Genomic DNA, 17654 nt, shown 5'->3' with positions numbered 1-17654 from the left:
AGGCTTTTTTGACTTACTGACCGGCGCCGGCTTTGTTCGGTGCCGGTGCGACTGGATCGGACGGAGCCGCGGGCTTCCGCCTCACGCCGTTGAGATCCGTCGCTACGGCTGGCTTGGCAGCGGCATCTGGTGTCGCAGGCGGTGGGGCCGCGATCTTCGTTCCCGGCGGCTGGAGGCACTGCGACGGATCCGGGCGCTTATACTCACGGCAGTTCCACAACGCGCGTTCATAGCCGTTCGACCGATCGCGCAGATAACTGAACGTCAGCGAGGTCATCTGCGCAGTGTCGAGCGGCAGCGACGTGGGCACCTTCGTGCCGTCGAGCCATGCCATGTACCGACAGAAGGACCGGTTGCCGCACGACTGCGTCGCAGCCGTCACGAGCGTGTCCGGCGATTGCCCGCGCGGGAACACGACCACGACGGTATCCGCGTCGATGCGCCGCGCGGAGGCGTCATCGGCGCCAGCGTCATCCGAATCCGCGGCCGTGACGAACCCCATCGCCGCGGAGGCTTCGGCCAACGCCGCCTGGGCCTCGTCGAAGGCCGCGCCGGTCTTGTGCGCGTCGGACAGGCTGGCAAGCTGGGTGATGACCGGTTCGACGGTTTCGGGATGGCGGCCGAACGCCGCCGGTGTGCCCCACCAGCCGGACCAGCGGAAGAACAGATGCGTGTGCACCGCGGTGATCTTGTCGAGGCTCGACTGCCAATAGGGCACGACCCAGTCGGTATGGTAATGCGTGGCATAGCCGACCTGGCTGAACACCGCGCCGCCGAGCGCCGCGGTGGCGACTTCGCGCGCACGACGCCAGGCGTCCTCGGTCGGGTGCCAACGCGTGATCGCGCCGTCGCAGCTGAAGCTGAACTGACAGCCGGTGCTACGGTCCTGTCCTTCGAACACGACGCCGCACACGGTCTTGGGGAAGGCCGGATGGCGTAAGCGATTGAGCACGACCTGCGCCACCGCGCGTTCGCCGAGCGTGTCGTCGCCGGCTTCGTAGAGGATCCCTGCCGCCATACAGTCGGTCGCCCGCGCGAGGTCGTCCGGCGCACCGGCAAAGCGGAACGGCTTGGCCGCCGGATTGGGCTCGGTCGAGAACGGGACGGTCGCGTTGAAGGCGCGGGCGTCGGTTGGCGTCAGGTCGACGAATTTCAACGGTTCGACCTGGGGTATCTCGGCCTTCGGCACGACGCGTTGCCGCGGCAGCGCCATGCGCTTGGCCGGGACGATAACCGGCGCATTAGCGACGACCAACGCCGGACCGACGATCGCCAGCCCGGCGATGCCGGTCAGAATGCCATGCAACGCGGTAAACCCGCGCGCGGAAGAGGATGATGCGCCGCGCGCGGACTCAGGCTGTGTCACTGTTCGGGCAGGAAGTCCGGGACCGACAGATAGCGCTCGCCGGTGTCGTAGTTGAACCCGAGAACCCGAACGTTGTCAGGCAGATCGGGAAGCTTCTGAAGGATCGCTGCGAGCGTGGCGCCCGAGCTGATGCCGACCAGCATGCCCTCTTCGGTCGCCGAGCGGCGCGCCATGTCCTTCGCCACCGCGGCGTCGACCTCGATCACGCCGTCGAGTGCCTGCGTGTGGAGGTTGACCGGGATGAAGCCCGCGCCGATCCCCTGGATCGGGTGCGGCCCCGGCTGACCACCAGCGATCACCGGCGACGCGGCGGGCTCGACCGCGTAGACCTTGAGCGACGGCCATTCCTTCTTCAACGCCTCGGCGACGCCCGTGATGTGACCGCCGGTGCCGACGCCGGTGATGATCACGTCGATCGGCGTGTCACGGAAGTCGGCGAGGATTTCCTGTGCAGTCGTAGAGACATGCACAGCGATGTTCGCAGGGTTTTCGAACTGCTGCGGCATCCACGAGCCGGGCGTCTGCTCGACGAGTTCCTTCGCGCGCTCGATCGCGCCCTTCATGCCCTTCTCGCGGGGAGTCAGGTCGAAGGTCGCACCGTATGCGAGCATCAGGCGACGGCGTTCGATCGACATGCTCTCGGGCATGACGAGGACGATCTTGTATCCCTTCACCGCCGCGACGAGCGCCAGGCCGATGCCGGTGTTGCCGCTGGTCGGCTCGATGATCGTGCCGCCGGGCTGGAGGTGGCCGTCCTTTTCGGCTGCCTCGATCATCGCGAGCGCGATGCGGTCCTTGATCGAGCCACCGGGGTTCGAACGCTCGGACTTCACCCAGACTTCGGATTCGGGGAACAGCTTCGACAGGCGGACGTGCGGCGTGTTGCCGATCGTATCGAGGATCGAGTTGGCCTTCATGGCTTGGCTTCTCCGTGCTGAGGTTCGGTCTCTAACATCTCAGGCGGGTCAAAGGTTTTGGCCGCCTTGAGTTCCGGGAACAGTCGCGCCCAGCCGATCGTGATCGCAATAGCACCGACGCCGCCGAACACCACCGCGCCAACCGGACCGAGCAGCGACGCCATCACGCCGCTCTCGAATTCGCCGAGTTCGTTCGAGGCGGAGATGGTGAGCTGCGACACCGCGCTGACGCGGCCGCGCATCGCGTCGGGGGTGTGGAGCTGGATCAACGACTGGCGGACATAGACCGAGATCATGTCCGCGCCGCCCGCGACGATCAGCGCGACGAGGCTGAGGACGAAGGCAGGCTGGACGGGGATGCCGGCGATCATGCCCGGGGCGATGCCGAGCAGGGTTACGATCGGCGTGGCGACGCCGAAGGTCAGGATCGCGAGGCCGAACACGACGACGGCGATTAGCATCTTCACGCCGACATTGGTGCTCATCGGGCGGACCGAGAACCAGATTGCCGTCACCGCCGCGCCGATCCCCATGCCCGCCGCGAGAACGCCTAGCCCTTGCGAGCCGACGTGGAGGATGTCGCGCGAATAGACCGGGAGCAGCGACGTTGCGCCGGCGAGGAGCACCGCGAACAGATCGAGCGTGATCGTCGCGAGCACGAGGCGGTTGCGGCGGACATAGGTGAAGCCCTCGATTATGCGGGCGAGGGGCCGGTGATCGGTCTGCGCGGCGGGCTGAGGCACCGGGCCGATCAGGAACATGAAGAGGAGCGCGACGACGAACAGGATCGTCGCGACGCCGTAGGCGACCTCCGGGTGGATCGCGTAGAGGAGGCCACCGACGCTGGGGCCCGCGATGGTGCCGACTTGCCACGCGATCGAACTGATCGCGATCGCGGTCGGAAGGACGGCGCGGGGGACGAGGTTGGGGGCGAGCGCGGAATAGGCTGGACCGGAGAAGGCTCGGGCGACGCCGAACGCGACCGCAGCCACGAACAGAACGCCGAGCGTGAGGTGGCCGGTCCAGGTCAGCAACCACAATGTCGCGGCAGTGAGCACGAGCAGCGCGGTCGTGCCGCGGACGATCCAGCGGCGGTCGAAACTGTCTGCGACTAGGCCGGTGATCGGGGTGAGCAGGAACAACGGCACGAACTGCGCGAACCCGATCATGCCGAGCATGAAGGCCGCCTGGCGGATGTCCATCGTCTCGCGGGCGATGTTGTAGACCTGCCACCCGATCACGATAGACATCGCGCTGACCGCGATGGTGCCGGTGAAGCGGGACAGCCAATAGGCGCGGAAATTGGCGATCCGTAAGGGATGCTGGCGGGGGTCTGCGGTGGAGTCCATTGCGGTTGGCTTTAGGCGGTGGTGCGAGGGGAGGGCAACCGGAGCTTTGCTTGGGCTGGGGATAGTGGCCCGAGCCAGGACCGCTCGTGCCCCTTGTTCTCCCGCGAAGGCGGGAGCCCAGTCTGGGCTCCCGCCTTCGCGGGAGAACAAGGAGGAGGGAGACACCGTCCGTTGGCAGACATGCCCCTGCCACCATTTCTCCGCCGGTATCACCACCCCGGCGAAGGCCGGGGTCCAATTGGGGGACGTCGCCAACTGAGTGATGCGCATCGTTACTGCAACCTCACTAATTGGGCCCCGGCCTCCGCCGGGGAGGTGGCCTGCTGGGAAAGGGCGGCCGCGAAAAATGCAGGCAGAAAGCCCCATCCCACACCTCCCAAACCGACATACCCCAGACGGGAATTGATGTTCCGCCCCGTCCGCGCCTATAGGCTCCCTCAACTCCCCTACGGAAAACGAGGTTTCCCACATCGTGGCCAAGACCCCCCCACCAGCACGCGCAATCGCCGAACCGCCGATTACGAATCGCGAACGACCGGCAGAACCAAAGCCGTACGAAGCCACCAAGGACGAACTGCTCGAAATGTATCGGCAGATGCTGCTGATCCGCCGTTTCGAGGAAAAAGCGGGTCAGCTCTATGGCTTGGGCCTAATCGGTGGCTTCTGCCATCTGTATATCGGCCAGGAAGCCGTCGCTGTCGGCTTGCAGTCCGCGCTCAACGGCGAGACCGATTCGGTGATCACCGGCTACCGCGATCACGGCCACATGCTCGCCTACGGGATCGACCCGAAGGTGATCATGGCCGAGCTGACCGGGCGCAATTCGGGGATCTCGAAGGGCAAGGGCGGGTCGATGCACATGTTCTCGACCGAGCATAAATTCTACGGCGGCCACGGCATCGTGGGTGCGCAGGTATCGCTCGGCACCGGCCTCGCGTTCAAGCACAAATACTCGAACGACGGCGGCATCTGCATGGCCTATTTCGGCGATGGCGCCGCGAACCAAGGCCAGGTGTACGAGAGCTTCAACATGGCCGAGCTGTGGAAGCTCCCGATCATCTTCGTGATCGAGAACAACCAGTATGCGATGGGCACGAGCGTCAATCGCGCCTCGGCCGAGGACCAGCTGTATCGCCGCGGCGAGAGCTTCCGCATTCCCGGCATCCAGGTCGACGGCATGGACGTGCTGGCCTGCCGCGGTGCCGCTGAGGAAGCGCTGGCGTGGGTCCGCGCGGGCAAGGGCCCCGTCATCCTCGAGATGAAGACGTACCGTTACCGTGGCCATTCGATGTCCGATCCGGCGAAGTACCGCACGCGTGACGAGGTCCAGGCGGTCCGCGACAAGTCGGATCCAATCGATCACATGAAGAAGCTGCTCGACGCGCAGGGCGTGACCGAGGCGGACCTCAAGTCCCTTGAACAGGAAATCAGGAAAATCGTGAACGAAGCCGCCGATTTCGCCGAGCAGACCCCGGAGCCGGATGCTGCCGAGCTCTACACCGACGTTCTGGTGGAGAAGTACTGATGGCGATCGAGATCAAGATGCCCGCGCTCTCCCCGACGATGGAAGAGGGCACGCTGGCCAAGTGGCTCGTCAAGGAAGGCGACAGCGTCAAGTCGGGCGACATCCTCGCCGAGATCGAGACCGACAAGGCGACGATGGAGTTCGAGGCGATCGACGAAGGTACGATCGGTTCGATCGCCGTCGCCGAGGGCACCGACAACGTGAAGGTCGGCACCGTCATCGCGACGATCCTCGAAGAGGGTGAGAGCGCGAGCGACCAGAAGCCCGCGGAAGCACGCTCCGGCGAGGCGGCCAACGCCGCGCCGAAGGAAACGCCGTCGGACGACAAGGCGCCACCGGTTCCCGAAGGTGCTTCTCCCGCCAAGGCCGAGAGCGGCACGCAGCAGCTCGTCGCGTCGGCCGAGAAGGTCGGCATCTCCGACCCAGCGATCCCCGAGGGCACCGAGATGATCAAGACGACCGTCCGCGAAGCGCTGCGCGATGCGATGGCCGAGGAAATGCGCGAGGACGACCGCGTCTTCGTGATGGGCGAGGAAGTCGCGCAGTATCAGGGCGCTTACAAGGTAACCCAGGGGCTGCTCGACGAGTTCGGCGACCGTCGCGTGATCGACACGCCGATCACCGAATACGGCTTTGCCGGCATCGGTGCGGGCGCGGCGATGGGTGGCCTCCGCCCGATCGTCGAGTTCATGACCTTCAACTTCGCGTTGCAGGCGATCGACCACATCATCAACTCGGCCGCCAAGACCAACTACATGTCGGGTGGCCAGATGCGCTGCCCGATCGTGTTCCGTGGTCCCAACGGCGCGGCGTCGCGAGTGGGTGCCCAGCATTCGCACAATTTCGCGGCGTGGTATGCGAGCGTTCCCGGCCTGATCGTGATCGCGCCGTATGACGCGGCAGACGCGAAGGGCCTCCTGAAAGCGGCGATCCGCACCGAGGATCCGGTCGTGTTCCTCGAGAACGAGCTGATGTACGGCCGCAGCTTCGACGTCCCCAAGCTCGACAACCACGTCCTGCCGATCGGCAAGGCGCGGATCGTCCGCGAGGGCAAGGACGTGACGATCGTCAGCTACTCGATCGGCGTCGGCATTTCCTTGGAAGCCGCCGAGAAGCTGGCCGAAGAGGGCATCGACGCGGAGGTCATCGACCTGCGCACGCTGCGCCCGCTCGACACCGAGACGGTGCTGAAGAGCCTCGCCAAGACCAACCGCATGATCATCGTCGAAGAGAATTGGGCAACCTGTTCGATCGCCTCGGAGATCGTGTCGGTGGTGATGGAGCACGGCTTCGACGACCTCGACGCGCCGGTGCTGCGCGTGACGAACGAAGACGTACCGATGCCCTATGCGGCAAATCTTGAGAAGCTGATGCTGGTCGATGTCGCGAAGGTCGTGAAGGCGGTGAAGAAGGTTACGTACAAGTAATAACGCTTCTCGTGTCCACCGCCTACTGCGTGATGCGGGCGGTGGACACGGCTTGCGAGAAGAGGCGATTGAGAGCAGTCGAAATATCGTCGTCGGTCGTGACCTTGTAGTAAAGCCCGTCGGACGAACAATTCTGTAGCGCGGGTTCGACTTGGCTCAGATAGGGCACGACATTGGCTTGGGACCACGCGTCGCCATCCATCGACATTTTTAGATACTCGGTATAGAGGATCGCAACGCGAATACCTTTGGCTTTGACGGCAGCACACCATGAGGTGTCGAATGCGATCTCGGGAACACCCGATGCCCGTTGCTCGTCACGCATACCGTCCGTGATGACGAACATGATCCCTTGAGGCCTGTCGCCTAGGACATTGGTTCCGTTTCCGGGAAGGCGCATGAGGGCATTCATCTTCACAAAGGCATCGCTCGATCCAGTATCGGCATCGTTATTGCAAAAACCTTTGGTCGGGCAGCCGTTGTTATAATATAATGATGTCTGGGCCTGCGCCGCTCTATCCGAAACATACTGAAGATTATCAGTTAGGCTTGCCAGCATTTTGAAGCTGTTGGGGGCTCGAGGATCGGCCGCCGCGAACGTGTACATCGCGGCTTGATAATCGGCGTTGTTGTTAGCCGATGTCTGGGTCGCCTGCGCCATCATAGACTGCACAGCTTTGCGAGCCTCATCGACGCGCAGCGGGATACCGTAGGAAAGCGCGACGCCGTAATAATCGGTGTATGATCCATTCTTGGACCGCGCAGTCGCGTCATTGGTCGAATGGCACGCGAATGCGCAGCCGCCGGTCAGCGATCGCAACTGGGTGATCCCGCTGGACGTCGCTGGAAATGCCATCGATCCCGACGTGTCGAGCAGCACGTAGAAGTCGATGTTCGGTGCGACCTTCGCGTTCGTCGTCGAGGATCCGCTGATCGGCAGCGTCGCCATGCCCAGCACACCGGCGAAGCTGTTCTGCGAACGCGCCTTGTAGCTAACGACCGCGGTGCGATTGATTCCGGTGGAATTGGTCTGCGTGATGACGATCTTGAACGCGCCATAGTCGTACGACGCTACGGTTGCGGTCGACGTGATCACCGGAGAGGTTACGGTGTATTCCAATCCCTTGATGTTAGACGCCTGCGACGTGAACATGGTGTAGGCGGCAAGCGCGCCTGCTTCCCTCGTCTGGCTCATCATCGGCGTGGTGACCGCAGCGAGAGCGGCCGCGTCGGCGACGGCGTTCAACTTGGTACGAAGCCGCGCGGCACCCGAGTAATCGATCGCCATGCCCGTTGCGAACACCATCGGGATTGTCGCAAATCCCATGATCATCAGCACGTTACCGCGCCGATCTCCCATCAACCGCCGCATTGAGGATTTGAAGGATATCTTCATGATGTTACACCGGTTTTCGGGAGCATTAGCATGACGGGCCCGAGTATGTGATCGTGGTGGATCCACGCGGACTCATGATGATCGTTTCGGTCAGCGGTATCATGCCGATATAGGTCGCGCCGAACGTCGGCTTATACTTATAGACTACCTGCGCAACGATCATCGATGTGCCGGCCTGCTTGATCGCAAGCGGCAGGTTGAAGGCGGAACACGGCCTGAGACCCGTGGTATTCTTCCCATCGCTCCAGGCGACCGTGGACCGGGACAGCGCGTCCGTCTTCACCAGCGTCACCGTCATTGTCGCGGCATCTGCAGAATAGGGCGCCAAGACCTGCTGGCTGGCATTCAGGATGGTATCGAGGTCTGAATCGGATACGGCCGTGTATTGCGAGGTGAGATCGGCGATGGTCCGGGTCGCCATGGTGACCTTGCGATTTGCCGCCACTGCATCGCTCAATTGGAAGCTGCCGGTGAAAAGCAGGATCAGGAATGGCAGCGAGATCGCGAACTCGATGAGTGAGACACCCCGCGTGTCACGCGCGAGCCTGCCCAGAAGCGCGCCGATCACGCGTATTGCTCGGTCTTGAAGACCGACGTGGCGATCAGCAGTCGTTTGTTGTTCGACATGTTCGAGATGTCGAAGCCGAGCGGTCCATCGGCGACGTCCCACACGTACATCGTCTTGACGATGACGATGCTGCCCGCGCCGCCGGGCGCGAACTGAAGATTCGTTGGTTTGCCCGTCGAATCGTATGTGATCGTGGGCACACCCGTATTGGCATCCGAGAATGAGTTCGCGGTACGAACATCGATCATAAGGTTCGCGCATTTCATGAAACGCGGAAGGTCCGCGCAGACCGCGTTCTTGAACTGGGCCTGGGTCATGTTGGCCTGCTGCGCGTTGCCGGTCATCAACTTGCGCACGGAGTTCTCCGCGACGGTTTCCAGATTTTGCTGGGCAAAGAAGAACAGCGCGATCTGGGTGATCGCGAGCAGGAGCGCGATCAACATCGGCGCGACGATGGCGAACTCGATCGCCGGCGAGCCACGCGTGTCGTGGGCGATCGCTGCCCAAGCCTGCCGCGATAGCTGGCGCCGTACCGGCATATCGTCGTAAAGCATCGTCATAGCTGATCTGCATCCACCCGAAATCCGTATCGCATGCGCGACTTAAGGAATGTTTACGCTGCGGTTGGCTCATCCGGCATCGACCACGGCGTAAAGCGTAGGAAACCCGATGACGAAACCTGAATTTCGGCTGGCGATGGGCTATGCCGACTCACCCGAACGCCCAGCCCTGGAAGCGCTGTTCGCTCTAGACGACACGCTCGCCGGAATCCTGCGGACGACACGCGAGCCTTTGGTCGGGCAGATGCGGCTGACGTGGTGGTACGAGGCGCTGGGACGGCTCGATACCGCCCCTGCGCCAGCCGAACCGGTGTTGACCGCACTCCAGGCGTGCGTGTTGCCGGTGGGCGTGTCGGGGGCGAAGCTGGCGGGGATGATCGATGGCTGGGAGGCTTTGTTGGAGCCCGTGCTCGATGCGGCAGCCGTGGACCGGTTCGCGCGCGATCGGGGGCGGCGGTTGTTCGAGTCGGCGGGCTTGATGCTGTCGGTGACGGATTCGCGGATCGGGCTGGCGGGCGAGGGCTGGGCGCTCGCCGATCTGTCGCAGCGGTTGAGCGACGCGCCCAGTCGTGCGTTAGCACGCACGCGGGCAGGCGAGGCACTCGACGCGGCATTGCATCGCCGCTGGCCCGTCAAAGCGCGCGCGCTTGGCGCCCTTGCGCTGTCGGCGCGGTTCGACATTTCGGCATCGTCCGCGCCGCCGGGCAGCCCGAAGCGGGTCGGGCGGCTGGCGTGGCATAGACTGACCGGATACTGACCAATCGTATGGGGATCGCCGCCTGCGAGGCCTAGCGTACGGCCGGGACAATGGGGGCGGCGGCGATGTGGCGGTATCTGGCGGGCGGGACAGCGGTGATCGCGTTGATCGTCGCGGGGTTCGTGTTTTTCAACGGCGACGCACGACCTAGGCCGCTGCTGCCCGCGCAACCGATATCGCAGGTCGGCGGCGCGGCGGTCGCCAGCGATCCGCTACCCGACGCCGCCCCCGAAGCGACCGACAAGACTCGCGAGCAGAAGCGGTTCGATCGCTACGACAAGGATCGCGATTCGAAGATCACGCGAGAGGAATATCTGGTCCAGCGACGCAAGGCTTACGCGCGGCTGGACGTGGACGGCGACGGCAAGCTGTCGTTCGACGAATGGGCGGTAAAGGCGACGACCAAGTTCGCCGACGCGGACCGTGACAAATCGGGCACGATGACCGCACCCGAATTTGCCACGACAGCGGTCAAACGAAAGGGGCCAGCTCGGGTGAATTGTCCACCGGCTCAGCCTGCTGCCGAGGAGAGTTGAGCCACTCCGCGAGTGCTGCACGACCGCGATCGGTGTACATTCGCTTGCGATCGGTCTTCTTCGTCCGACCGGGGATCGGCGGGAACAGGCCGAAGTTCACGTTCATCGGCTGATACGTCTCGACCTCGGCGCCACCCGTGATGTGGCCGAGCAACGCGCCGAGCGCGGTAGCGTAGGGCGGCGGCGTCAGCGTCTTGCCGGTCAGTTCGGCGGCCGCGAACAGTCCCGCGAGCATGCCGATCCCGCAGCTCTCGATATAGCCCTCGCAGCCGGTGATCTGGCCGGCGAAGCGGATGTTCGGGCGCGACTTCAGCCGTAGCGTCTCATCGAGCAGTTCGGGCGAGCGGATGAACGTGTTGCGGTGCAAGCCGCCTAGTCGCGCGAACTCAGCGTTCTCGAGACCCGGAATGGTCCGGAACAGGCGGACCTGGTCGGCGTGCTTCATCTTGGTCTGGAAGCCGACGATGTTCCAGAGCGTGCCCTGCGCGTTATCCTGGCGAAGCTGGACGACGGCGTGCGGCCAGCGTCCGGTCTTCGGGTTGTCGAGCCCGACCGGCTTCATCGGGCCGTAGCGCAGCGTGTCGACGCCGCGCTCCGCCATCACCTCGATCGGCATGCAGCCGTCGAAATAGGGGGTGTCCTTCTCCCAGTCCTTGAACGGGGTCTTCTCGCCATCGATCAAGCCCTGATGGAAGGCGAGATACTGGTCCTTGTCCATCGGGCAGTTGATGTAATCCTTGCCCTCGCCCTTGTCCCAGCGCGACGCGAACCACGCGGTGTCCATGTCGATCGAATCGCGGTGGACGATCGGCGCGAGCGCGTCGAAGAACGCGAGCGCCTCGCGACCGGTCTCCGCGCCGATTCCCGCGGCGAGCAACGCGGCGGTGAGGGGACCGGTGGCGATGATCGTCGGGCCGTCCGGCAGTGCGTCGATGCGTTCGCGCACCAGGGTAATGTTCGGATGCTGGTCAATCGCCTCCGTCACGCTGGCGGAGAAATTGTCGCGATCGACGGCGAGCGCCGAGCCGGCGGGAACGCGGTGGATGTCCGCTTGCCGCATGATCAGCGAGCCCAGCGTCCGGAGTTCCTGATGGAGCAGCCCGACCGCGTTGCTCTCCGCGTCGTCCGAGCGAAAGCTGTTCGAGCAGACGAGTTCGGCAAGGCCGGCGGTCTGGTGCGCAGGGGTCTCTTCACCGCTGCCGCGCATTTCGGAAAGGCGCACCTTGAGGCCGGCTTCTGCGAGTTGCCAGGCGGCTTCGGAGCCGGCGAGCCCGCCGCCGATGACATGGATATCGTGAGTCATCCCGGCCAGATAGCGCGAGACGCCTGTCGTGTCAGCGGTTGTCGTGTCGGCGGTGCAATCCCACTTCGCCTACATGACGAACCCCAAAAAGATTTTCACGATCGGCTACGAGGCCACAACAATGGCCGACTTCCTGGCGGCGCTGAAGGCGGCGGGGGTGCAGCGCGTGATCGACGTCCGCGCACTCCCGCTATCGCGGCGGCCGGGGTTCTCGAAGACCTCGCTTGCCGCGGCGTTGCGCGAGGTCGAGATCGATTACGTGCATCTGAAGGCACTAGGAACGCCGAAGCGCGGGCGCGATGCGGCGAAGAAGGGCGACGTCGCGACGCTGACCGCGGTGTATGACGAGCAACTCGAATTGCCCGAGGCTCAGGCGGCGGCAGCGATCATGCTCGGGCTGGCCGCGGAAAAGCCGAGTGCACTCCTGTGTTACGAGCGGGACCCATGTCACTGCCACCGGACCTTGCTGTTGCAGGCAGTGGGCGAGGGGGCCGAGATCGTGGATCTGTTTACGTAGGCCGGGTCGGACTGGCCTCACACGCTCCGTCATCCTGACGAAAGTCAGGATCCAGAGTAACTGCGGACTGTCGTACATGGCTCTGGATCCTGACTTTCGTCAGGATGACGGGCAGGGGTCATGGGCCGAATGTTGCAATGCAGCACCTGCTCCGCTAACGGATCCCCATTCGCCCTGGACCCGGTGCAATTCCGGGTGGCTATTCCGGCCGCCGATCCGCCGGACAACGCAACGACGCCTCTGAAGTGAACCGGCTGCCAAGACAGCGCCGCAGTTCGTGCGTCCTATGCGGATACATTCATGACATCCTTATCACTTTCTCGTTACCGAGCCGAATGGTTCAGCGGTCCCACGGCTGCGCGCCGTGACGTTCTCGCCGGCATGGTCGGCACCTTCGCGCTGATCCCCGAGGTCATTGCCTTTTCGTTCGTAGCCGGCATCGATCCCGAAGTCGGCCTGTTCGCCTCGTTCGTGATCGGCATCGTCATCGCGTTCGCCGGCGGCCGCCCGGCGATGATCTCCGGCGCGGCCGGTTCCGTCGCGCTCGTCGCCGCCGCGCTCGTCCACGCGCACGGCCTGCAATATCTGCTCGTCGCAACGATGCTGGCGGGCACGCTCCAGATCGCGTTCGGGCTCGCCAAGCTCGACATATTGATGCGGTTCGTCTCGAAATCGGTCCATGCCGGCTTCGTCAACGCGCTCGCGATCCTGATTTTCTCCGCGCAGGTGCCGCAGATGGTGGGTGTCAGCTGGCAGGCCTATGCGATGATCGCCGGTGGCCTCGCGATCATCTACCTAGTGCCGCGGATTTCCAGCGCGATCCCGTCGCCGCTGATCTGCATCGTCGTGCTTACCGCGATCGCGATGTGGTTTCCGATGCCGCTGAAGACGGTCGGCGATCTCGGCCGCTTGCCGGATTCGCTGCCGTCGTTCGGGTTGCCCGACGTGCCACTGACGTGGGACACGCTACGGATCGTCGCCCCCTATGCGTTCGCGATGGCCGCGGTCGGCCTGCTCGAATCGATGATGACCGCCAGCGTGGTCGACGAACTCACCGAGACCACCAGCTCGAAAGCGCGCGAGTGCACCGGGCTCGGCCTCGCCAACATCGCGGCCGGCGCGTTCGGCGGCATCGCTGGGTGCGGTATGATCGGCCAGACCGTCGGCAATGTCCGCTATGGCGGCACCGGGCGGCTCTCGACGATGGTCGCAGGCGTGTTCCTGCTGATCGTCATGGTCCCGCTGCGGCCATGGGTCGCACAGGTGCCGGTCGCGGCGCTGGTCGCGATCATGATCATGGTGTCGATCAGCACCTTCTCCTGGGGCTCGCTCCGCGACCTCGCGCGGCACCCCAAGATGTCGAGCGTGGTGATGGTCGCGACCGTCGCCGTCACCGTCGCGACGCACGACCTGTCGCTCGGCGTCGGCGTCGGCGTGCTGCTCAGCGGCGTGTTCTTCGCGTGGAAGGTGACCCGGCTGATGGACGTCGCGATCGATCACGACGTGGCAACCGACACGCGTATCTACCGGGTAAGCGGGCAGATCTTCTTCGCCAGCGCCGATATCTTCGCCGATCGCTTCGATCTGCGCGAAAGCGCGCACGCCGTTCGCATCGACCTGACCAACGCGCATCTTTGGGACGTCACCGCGGTCGGCGCGCTCGAAACCGTCGTCGATAAGCTCCGCCGGCACGGCCGCGAGGTCGAGGTCATCGGCCTCAACACGGCGAGCGCGACGCTGGTCGATCGGCATGCCCCGCTGATGCTGGATCCGCTCGAGGGGTAATGCTCGATCTTGGGGGCGGGCGAGAAATACGATGCTGTACGCGCCGCCCCGACGCCCTACGTCTGAGGAGATGACGAAAACTTCAGATACCGGCCCCGTGTCGCTCACGCATCTCCAGCGGCTCGAGGCGGAGAGCATCCATATTTTGCGCGAGGTGGTGGCCGAGTGCGAGCGTCCGGTGATGCTCTACAGCGTCGGTAAGGACTCCGCGGTGATGCTGCATCTCGCGCGGAAGGCCTTTTATCCGTCGCCACCGCCATTCCCGCTGCTGCACGTCGATACGACGTGGAAGTTCAAGGCGATGTACGATCTGCGCGACCGGATGGCGGCCGAGAGCGGCATGGACCTGCTCGTCTACAAGAACCCGGAGGCCGAGGCGCGCGGGATCAACCCGTTCGACCACGGCGCGCTGCACACCGATATGTGGAAGACCGAGGGGCTCAAGCAGGCGCTCGACCTCCACGGCTTCGATGCGGCGTTCGGCGGCGCGCGGCGCGACGAGGAGAAGAGCCGTGCGAAGGAGCGCGTCTTCTCGTTCCGTGCGGCGCATCACCGCTGGGATCCCAAGCAACAGCGCCCCGAACTCTGGAACCTCTACAATGCGCGGAAAGCGAAGGGCGAGAGCATCCGCGTCTTCCCGATCTCGAACTGGACCGAGTTGGACGTCTGGCAGTATATCCAGCTCGAGGACATCCCGATCGTTCCGCTCTATTTCGCCGCGCCGCGCCCGACCGTCGAGCGCGACGGGATGCTGCTGATGGTCGACGACGATCGCTTCCGGCTGGAACCCGGCGAGGTGCCGGTCGAACGCTCGATCCGCTTCCGCACGCTAGGCTGCTACCCGCTGACCGGCGCGGTCGAGAGCGAGGCAGCGAGCCTGTCCGCGGTGATTCAGGAGATGCTGCTGACCACCACCAGCGAACGCCAGGGCCGCGCGATCGACCGCGATGCGGGCTCGGCGAGCATGGAGAAGAAGAAGCAGGAGGGCTATTTCTGATGGCTACGCGCACGCAGGAGTCCGCCTATCAGGTGCAGGACATCATTGCCGAGGACATCGACGCCTATCTGCTCCAGCATCAGCACAAGAGCTTGTTGCGGTTCATCACCTGCGGGTCGGTGGACGACGGAAAGTCGACGCTTATCGGCCGTTTGCTGTACGACTCTAAGATGATCTTCGAGGATCAGCTCGCCGCATTGGAAAGCGATTCGAAGAAGGTCGGCACGCAAGGCCAGGAGATCGACTTCGCGTTGCTGGTCGACGGGCTCGCTGCCGAGCGCGAGCAAGGCATCACGATCGATGTCGCCTATCGCTATTTCTCGACCGAGAAGCGCAAGTTCATCGTCGCCGATACGCCGGGGCATGAGCAATATACGCGCAACATGATCACCGGCGCGTCGACCGCCGATCTTGCGGTGATCCTGGTCGATGCGCGCAAGGGCGTCCTGACGCAGACCAAGCGGCACAGCTATCTCGCGCATCTGATCGGCATCCGGCACCTCGTGCTCGCGGTCAACAAGATGGACCTCGTCGGCTACGAGCAAGCGACCTATGATCGGATCGTCGCGGATTATGCGACGTTCGCGGAGTCGATCGGGATCGCCGGCTTCACGCCGATGCCGATCTCGGGCTTCAAGGGCGACAACATTACAAGTTCGAGCGCCAATACGCCCTGGTATGATGGGCCGACGCTTATCGACCATCTCGACACGGTGACGCTCGACGTCAGCGAGGATCAGGCGGGCGCGTTCCGGATGCCCGTACAGTGGGTGAACCGGCCTAACCTCGATTTCCGCGGCTTTTCGGGGCTGGTCGCCAGCGGATCGATTGCGCCGGGTGACGCCGTACGCGTGTTGCCGAGCGGGCGGATATCGACGATCGCTCGCGTAGTCGCGTTCGGCGGGGACTTGCCGCGTGCGGTCGCGGGGCAGTCGGTGACGCTGACCTTGGCAGACGAGATCGACTGTTCACGCGGCGACGTAATTGTCGCAGCGGACTCGCCCCCCGAGGCATCCGATCAGTTCGAGGCAACGGTCGTGTGGATGGCCGACGAGGCGATGCTGCCGGGGCGCTCCTATTGGCTCAAACTCGCGACGCAGACCGTGACCGCGACGATCCAGCAGCCGAAATACGCGATCAATGTCAACACGATGGAGCGGCTTGCTGCCAAGACGCTGGAACTGAACGCGATCGGTGTCGCGAACCTGTCGACCGACCGGCCGCTGGTGTTCGAACCCTATGCCGACAATCGCCAGCTCGGCGGGTTTATCCTGGTCGACAAGATCACCAACGCGACGGTCGCGGCCGGGATGCTGCACTTCTCGCTGCGGCGCGCGCAGAACGTGCACTGGCAAGCAACCGATATCGGCCGTGAGGCACACGCTAGCCTGAAGAACCAGAAGGCGGCGGTGCTGTGGTTCACCGGACTGTCGGGGGCGGGCAAGTCGACGATCGCCAATCTGGTCGAGATGAAGCTCGCCCGGATGAACCGGCACACCTTCCTGTTGGACGGCGACAATGTCCGCCACGGGCTGAACCGCGATCTCGGCTTTACCGATGCCGATCGGGTCGAAAACATTCGCCGCGTCGGCGAGGTCGCCAAGCTGATGACCGATGCCGGGCTGATCGTGATCACCGCGTTCATCTCGCCGTTCCGTGCCGAACGTGAGATGGTGCGGCAGATGATCGCGCCGGGCGAGTTCATCGAGGTGCACATCGACACGCCGCTCGCCGAGGCCGAACGGCGCGACGTGAAGGGGCTCTATGCGAAAGCGCGCGCGGGCAAGCTGGCGAACTTCACCGGGATCGACTCGCCCTATGAGGCGCCGGCGAACCCGGAAATCCGGATCGATACGACGGGTATGACTCCCGACGAGGCGGCCGATGCGATCGTCGCGATGCTGATCCCATGAACGCGATGACCGACGGTGAGCTCGCCGCGCATCTGGCGGAGACGGCGGGCCGATTGCTGCTTGAAGTGCGCCGCTCGGGCGTGTTCTCGCCGGGTGCGCTCGGCAAGGCGGGCGACGAGACCGCGAACGCGTTCCTCGTCCATGCGCTGCAGGATGCGCGGCCCGACGACGGTCTGTTGTCGGAAGAACGTCGCTGCGACGGCACGCGGACGGCGATGTCGCGCGTGTGGATCGTCGACCCGGTCGATGGCACGCGCGAATATGGCGAGGCGCGCGACGACTGGGCTGTACACGTCGCGCTCGCGATCGACGGGATCGCAACGGTTGGTGCTGTCGCATTGCCGGGACTGGGCTTGGTGCTGCGCTCCGACCAGCCTGCTCCGGTGCCGCCACCGGGCGATCCGCTGCGGATGGTCGTCAGCCGGACCCGTCCGGCATCGGAGGCGGTGAAGGTCGCCGAGGTGCTAGGCGCTACGTTGATCCCGATGGGCTCGGCAGGTGCGAAGGCGATGGCGGTAGTCCGCGGCGAGGCGGACATCTACCTTCACTCGGGTGGCCAGTATGAGTGGGATTCCGCCGCGCCGGTCGCGGTGGCGAAGGCGTTCGGGCTGCATTGCAGTCGGATCGACGGCTCGCCACTCGTGTATAATTGTCGGGATGTCTACATGCCCGACCTGCTGATCTGCCCCGTCGCGCTGCGCGATCGGGTGATGGCGGCGATGGCAGCCTGACCTTTCC

Annotated in this window: 16 protein-coding genes and 1 other annotated feature; of the genes, 9 read left to right on the top strand and 7 right to left on the bottom strand. The window is 64.3% G+C overall.

Annotated elements, in window-relative coordinates; genetic code table 11:
* Positions 1-13 precede the first annotated feature (13 nt).
* The 3 genes from C8J47_RS07560 to C8J47_RS07550 are packed head-to-tail and all read right to left on the bottom strand — an operon-like array spanning position 14 to position 3632.
* Positions 14-1366, bottom strand: a complete 1353-nt coding sequence (locus C8J47_RS07560; protein ID WP_259467427.1) for a cell wall hydrolase — start codon at positions 1364-1366, stop codon at positions 14-16.
* Positions 1363-2283, bottom strand: coding sequence for a cysteine synthase A (gene cysK / locus C8J47_RS07555; protein WP_121885122.1), 921 nt, complete (start codon positions 2281-2283; stop codon positions 1363-1365). Before cysK ends, C8J47_RS07560 begins: the two co-directional genes overlap by 4 nt.
* A complete protein-coding gene (locus C8J47_RS07550) occupies positions 2280-3632 on the bottom strand; it encodes an MFS transporter (protein ID WP_121885121.1) in 1353 nt (450 codons plus the stop codon). Before C8J47_RS07550 ends, cysK begins: the two co-directional genes overlap by 4 nt.
* A 472-nt stretch (positions 3633-4104) precedes the next feature.
* Here C8J47_RS07550 and pdhA point away from each other — a divergent pair, with 472 nt between their 5' ends.
* Positions 4105-5157 (top strand): pyruvate dehydrogenase (acetyl-transferring) E1 component subunit alpha, encoded by a 1053-nt coding sequence (gene pdhA / locus C8J47_RS07545; protein ID WP_183129047.1) that lies wholly within the window; start codon positions 4105-4107, stop codon positions 5155-5157.
* Entirely contained in the window at positions 5157-6584 is a 1428-nt protein-coding gene (locus C8J47_RS07540; RefSeq protein WP_121885120.1) for a pyruvate dehydrogenase complex E1 component subunit beta, read from the top strand. Before pdhA ends, C8J47_RS07540 begins: the two co-directional genes overlap by 1 nt.
* A 22-nt stretch (positions 6585-6606) precedes the next feature.
* On the opposite strand, the gene C8J47_RS07535 is transcribed toward C8J47_RS07540, so the two are convergent.
* The 3 genes from C8J47_RS07535 to C8J47_RS07525 are packed head-to-tail and all read right to left on the bottom strand — an operon-like array spanning position 6607 to position 9108.
* Positions 6607-7980, bottom strand: coding sequence for a TadE/TadG family type IV pilus assembly protein (locus C8J47_RS07535; protein WP_082470718.1), 1374 nt, complete (start codon positions 7978-7980; stop codon positions 6607-6609).
* Between the two features lie 25 nt (positions 7981-8005).
* Positions 8006-8548 (bottom strand): TadE/TadG family type IV pilus assembly protein, encoded by a 543-nt coding sequence (locus C8J47_RS07530; RefSeq protein ID WP_056048777.1) that lies wholly within the window; start codon positions 8546-8548, stop codon positions 8006-8008.
* Entirely contained in the window at positions 8545-9108 is a 564-nt protein-coding gene (locus C8J47_RS07525) for a TadE/TadG family type IV pilus assembly protein (protein WP_259467426.1), read from the bottom strand. The genes C8J47_RS07530 and C8J47_RS07525 overlap by 4 nt, the downstream gene beginning before the upstream one ends.
* Before the next feature lie 109 nt (positions 9109-9217).
* On the opposite strand from C8J47_RS07525, the gene C8J47_RS07520 reads away from it, so the two are divergent.
* The gene (locus C8J47_RS07520; RefSeq protein WP_121885118.1) at positions 9218-9865 is read left to right on the top strand and encodes a squalene/phytoene synthase family protein; all 648 of its coding nucleotides are present in this window, start codon (positions 9218-9220) and stop codon (positions 9863-9865) included.
* A 65-nt stretch (positions 9866-9930) separates the two neighbouring features.
* Positions 9931-10401: an EF-hand domain-containing protein gene (locus C8J47_RS07515; RefSeq protein WP_121885396.1), complete on the top strand. Its 471-nt coding sequence runs from the start codon at positions 9931-9933 to the stop codon at positions 10399-10401.
* Here C8J47_RS07515 and trmFO read toward each other — a convergent pair.
* Positions 10337-11704, bottom strand: coding sequence for a methylenetetrahydrofolate--tRNA-(uracil(54)-C(5))-methyltransferase (FADH(2)-oxidizing) TrmFO (trmFO, locus tag C8J47_RS07510; protein WP_121885117.1), 1368 nt, complete (start codon positions 11702-11704; stop codon positions 10337-10339). The genes C8J47_RS07515 and trmFO overlap by 65 nt on opposite strands.
* A gap of 73 nt (positions 11705-11777) precedes the next feature.
* On the opposite strand from trmFO, the gene C8J47_RS07505 reads away from it, so the two are divergent.
* The 5 genes from C8J47_RS07505 to C8J47_RS07485 all read left to right on the top strand — a co-directional run bounded on the left by C8J47_RS07505 (position 11778) and on the right by C8J47_RS07485 (position 17647).
* Positions 11778-12221, top strand: a complete 444-nt coding sequence (locus tag C8J47_RS07505; RefSeq protein WP_121885116.1) for a DUF488 family protein — start codon at positions 11778-11780, stop codon at positions 12219-12221.
* Positions 12222-12394: 173 nt separating this feature from the next.
* Positions 12395-12450 (top strand) — a sequence feature (sul1 is cis-regulatory element that is thought to sense ions involved in sulfur or methionine metabolism; They are found in Alphaproteobacteria).
* 71 nt (positions 12451-12521) lie between these two features.
* A complete protein-coding gene (locus C8J47_RS07500; RefSeq protein ID WP_121885115.1) occupies positions 12522-14006 on the top strand; it encodes a SulP family inorganic anion transporter in 1485 nt (494 codons plus the stop codon).
* Positions 14007-14076: 70 nt separating this feature from the next.
* Positions 14077-15003: a sulfate adenylyltransferase subunit CysD gene (gene cysD, locus C8J47_RS07495; RefSeq protein ID WP_121885395.1), complete on the top strand. Its 927-nt coding sequence runs from the start codon at positions 14077-14079 to the stop codon at positions 15001-15003.
* On the top strand, positions 15003-16916 hold the full coding sequence (gene cysN / locus C8J47_RS07490) for a sulfate adenylyltransferase subunit CysN (protein WP_121885114.1): 1914 nt from the start codon (positions 15003-15005) through the stop codon (positions 16914-16916). The genes cysD and cysN overlap by 1 nt, the downstream gene beginning before the upstream one ends.
* A gap of 5 nt (positions 16917-16921) precedes the next feature.
* Positions 16922-17647 carry a 3'(2'),5'-bisphosphate nucleotidase CysQ gene (locus tag C8J47_RS07485; RefSeq protein ID WP_121885394.1) on the top strand — a complete coding sequence of 242 codons (726 nt, stop codon included), beginning with the start codon at positions 16922-16924 and terminating at the stop codon, positions 17645-17647.
* Positions 17648-17654: the final 7 nt, after the last annotated feature.

It is taken from the genome of Sphingomonas sp. PP-F2F-G114-C0414, from assembly GCF_003688595.1.
Classification (GTDB): domain Bacteria; phylum Pseudomonadota; class Alphaproteobacteria; order Sphingomonadales; family Sphingomonadaceae; genus Sphingomonas.
The sequence above is the reverse complement of the archived record's forward strand: the minus strand, read 5'-3'. Positions and strand labels throughout refer to the sequence as shown.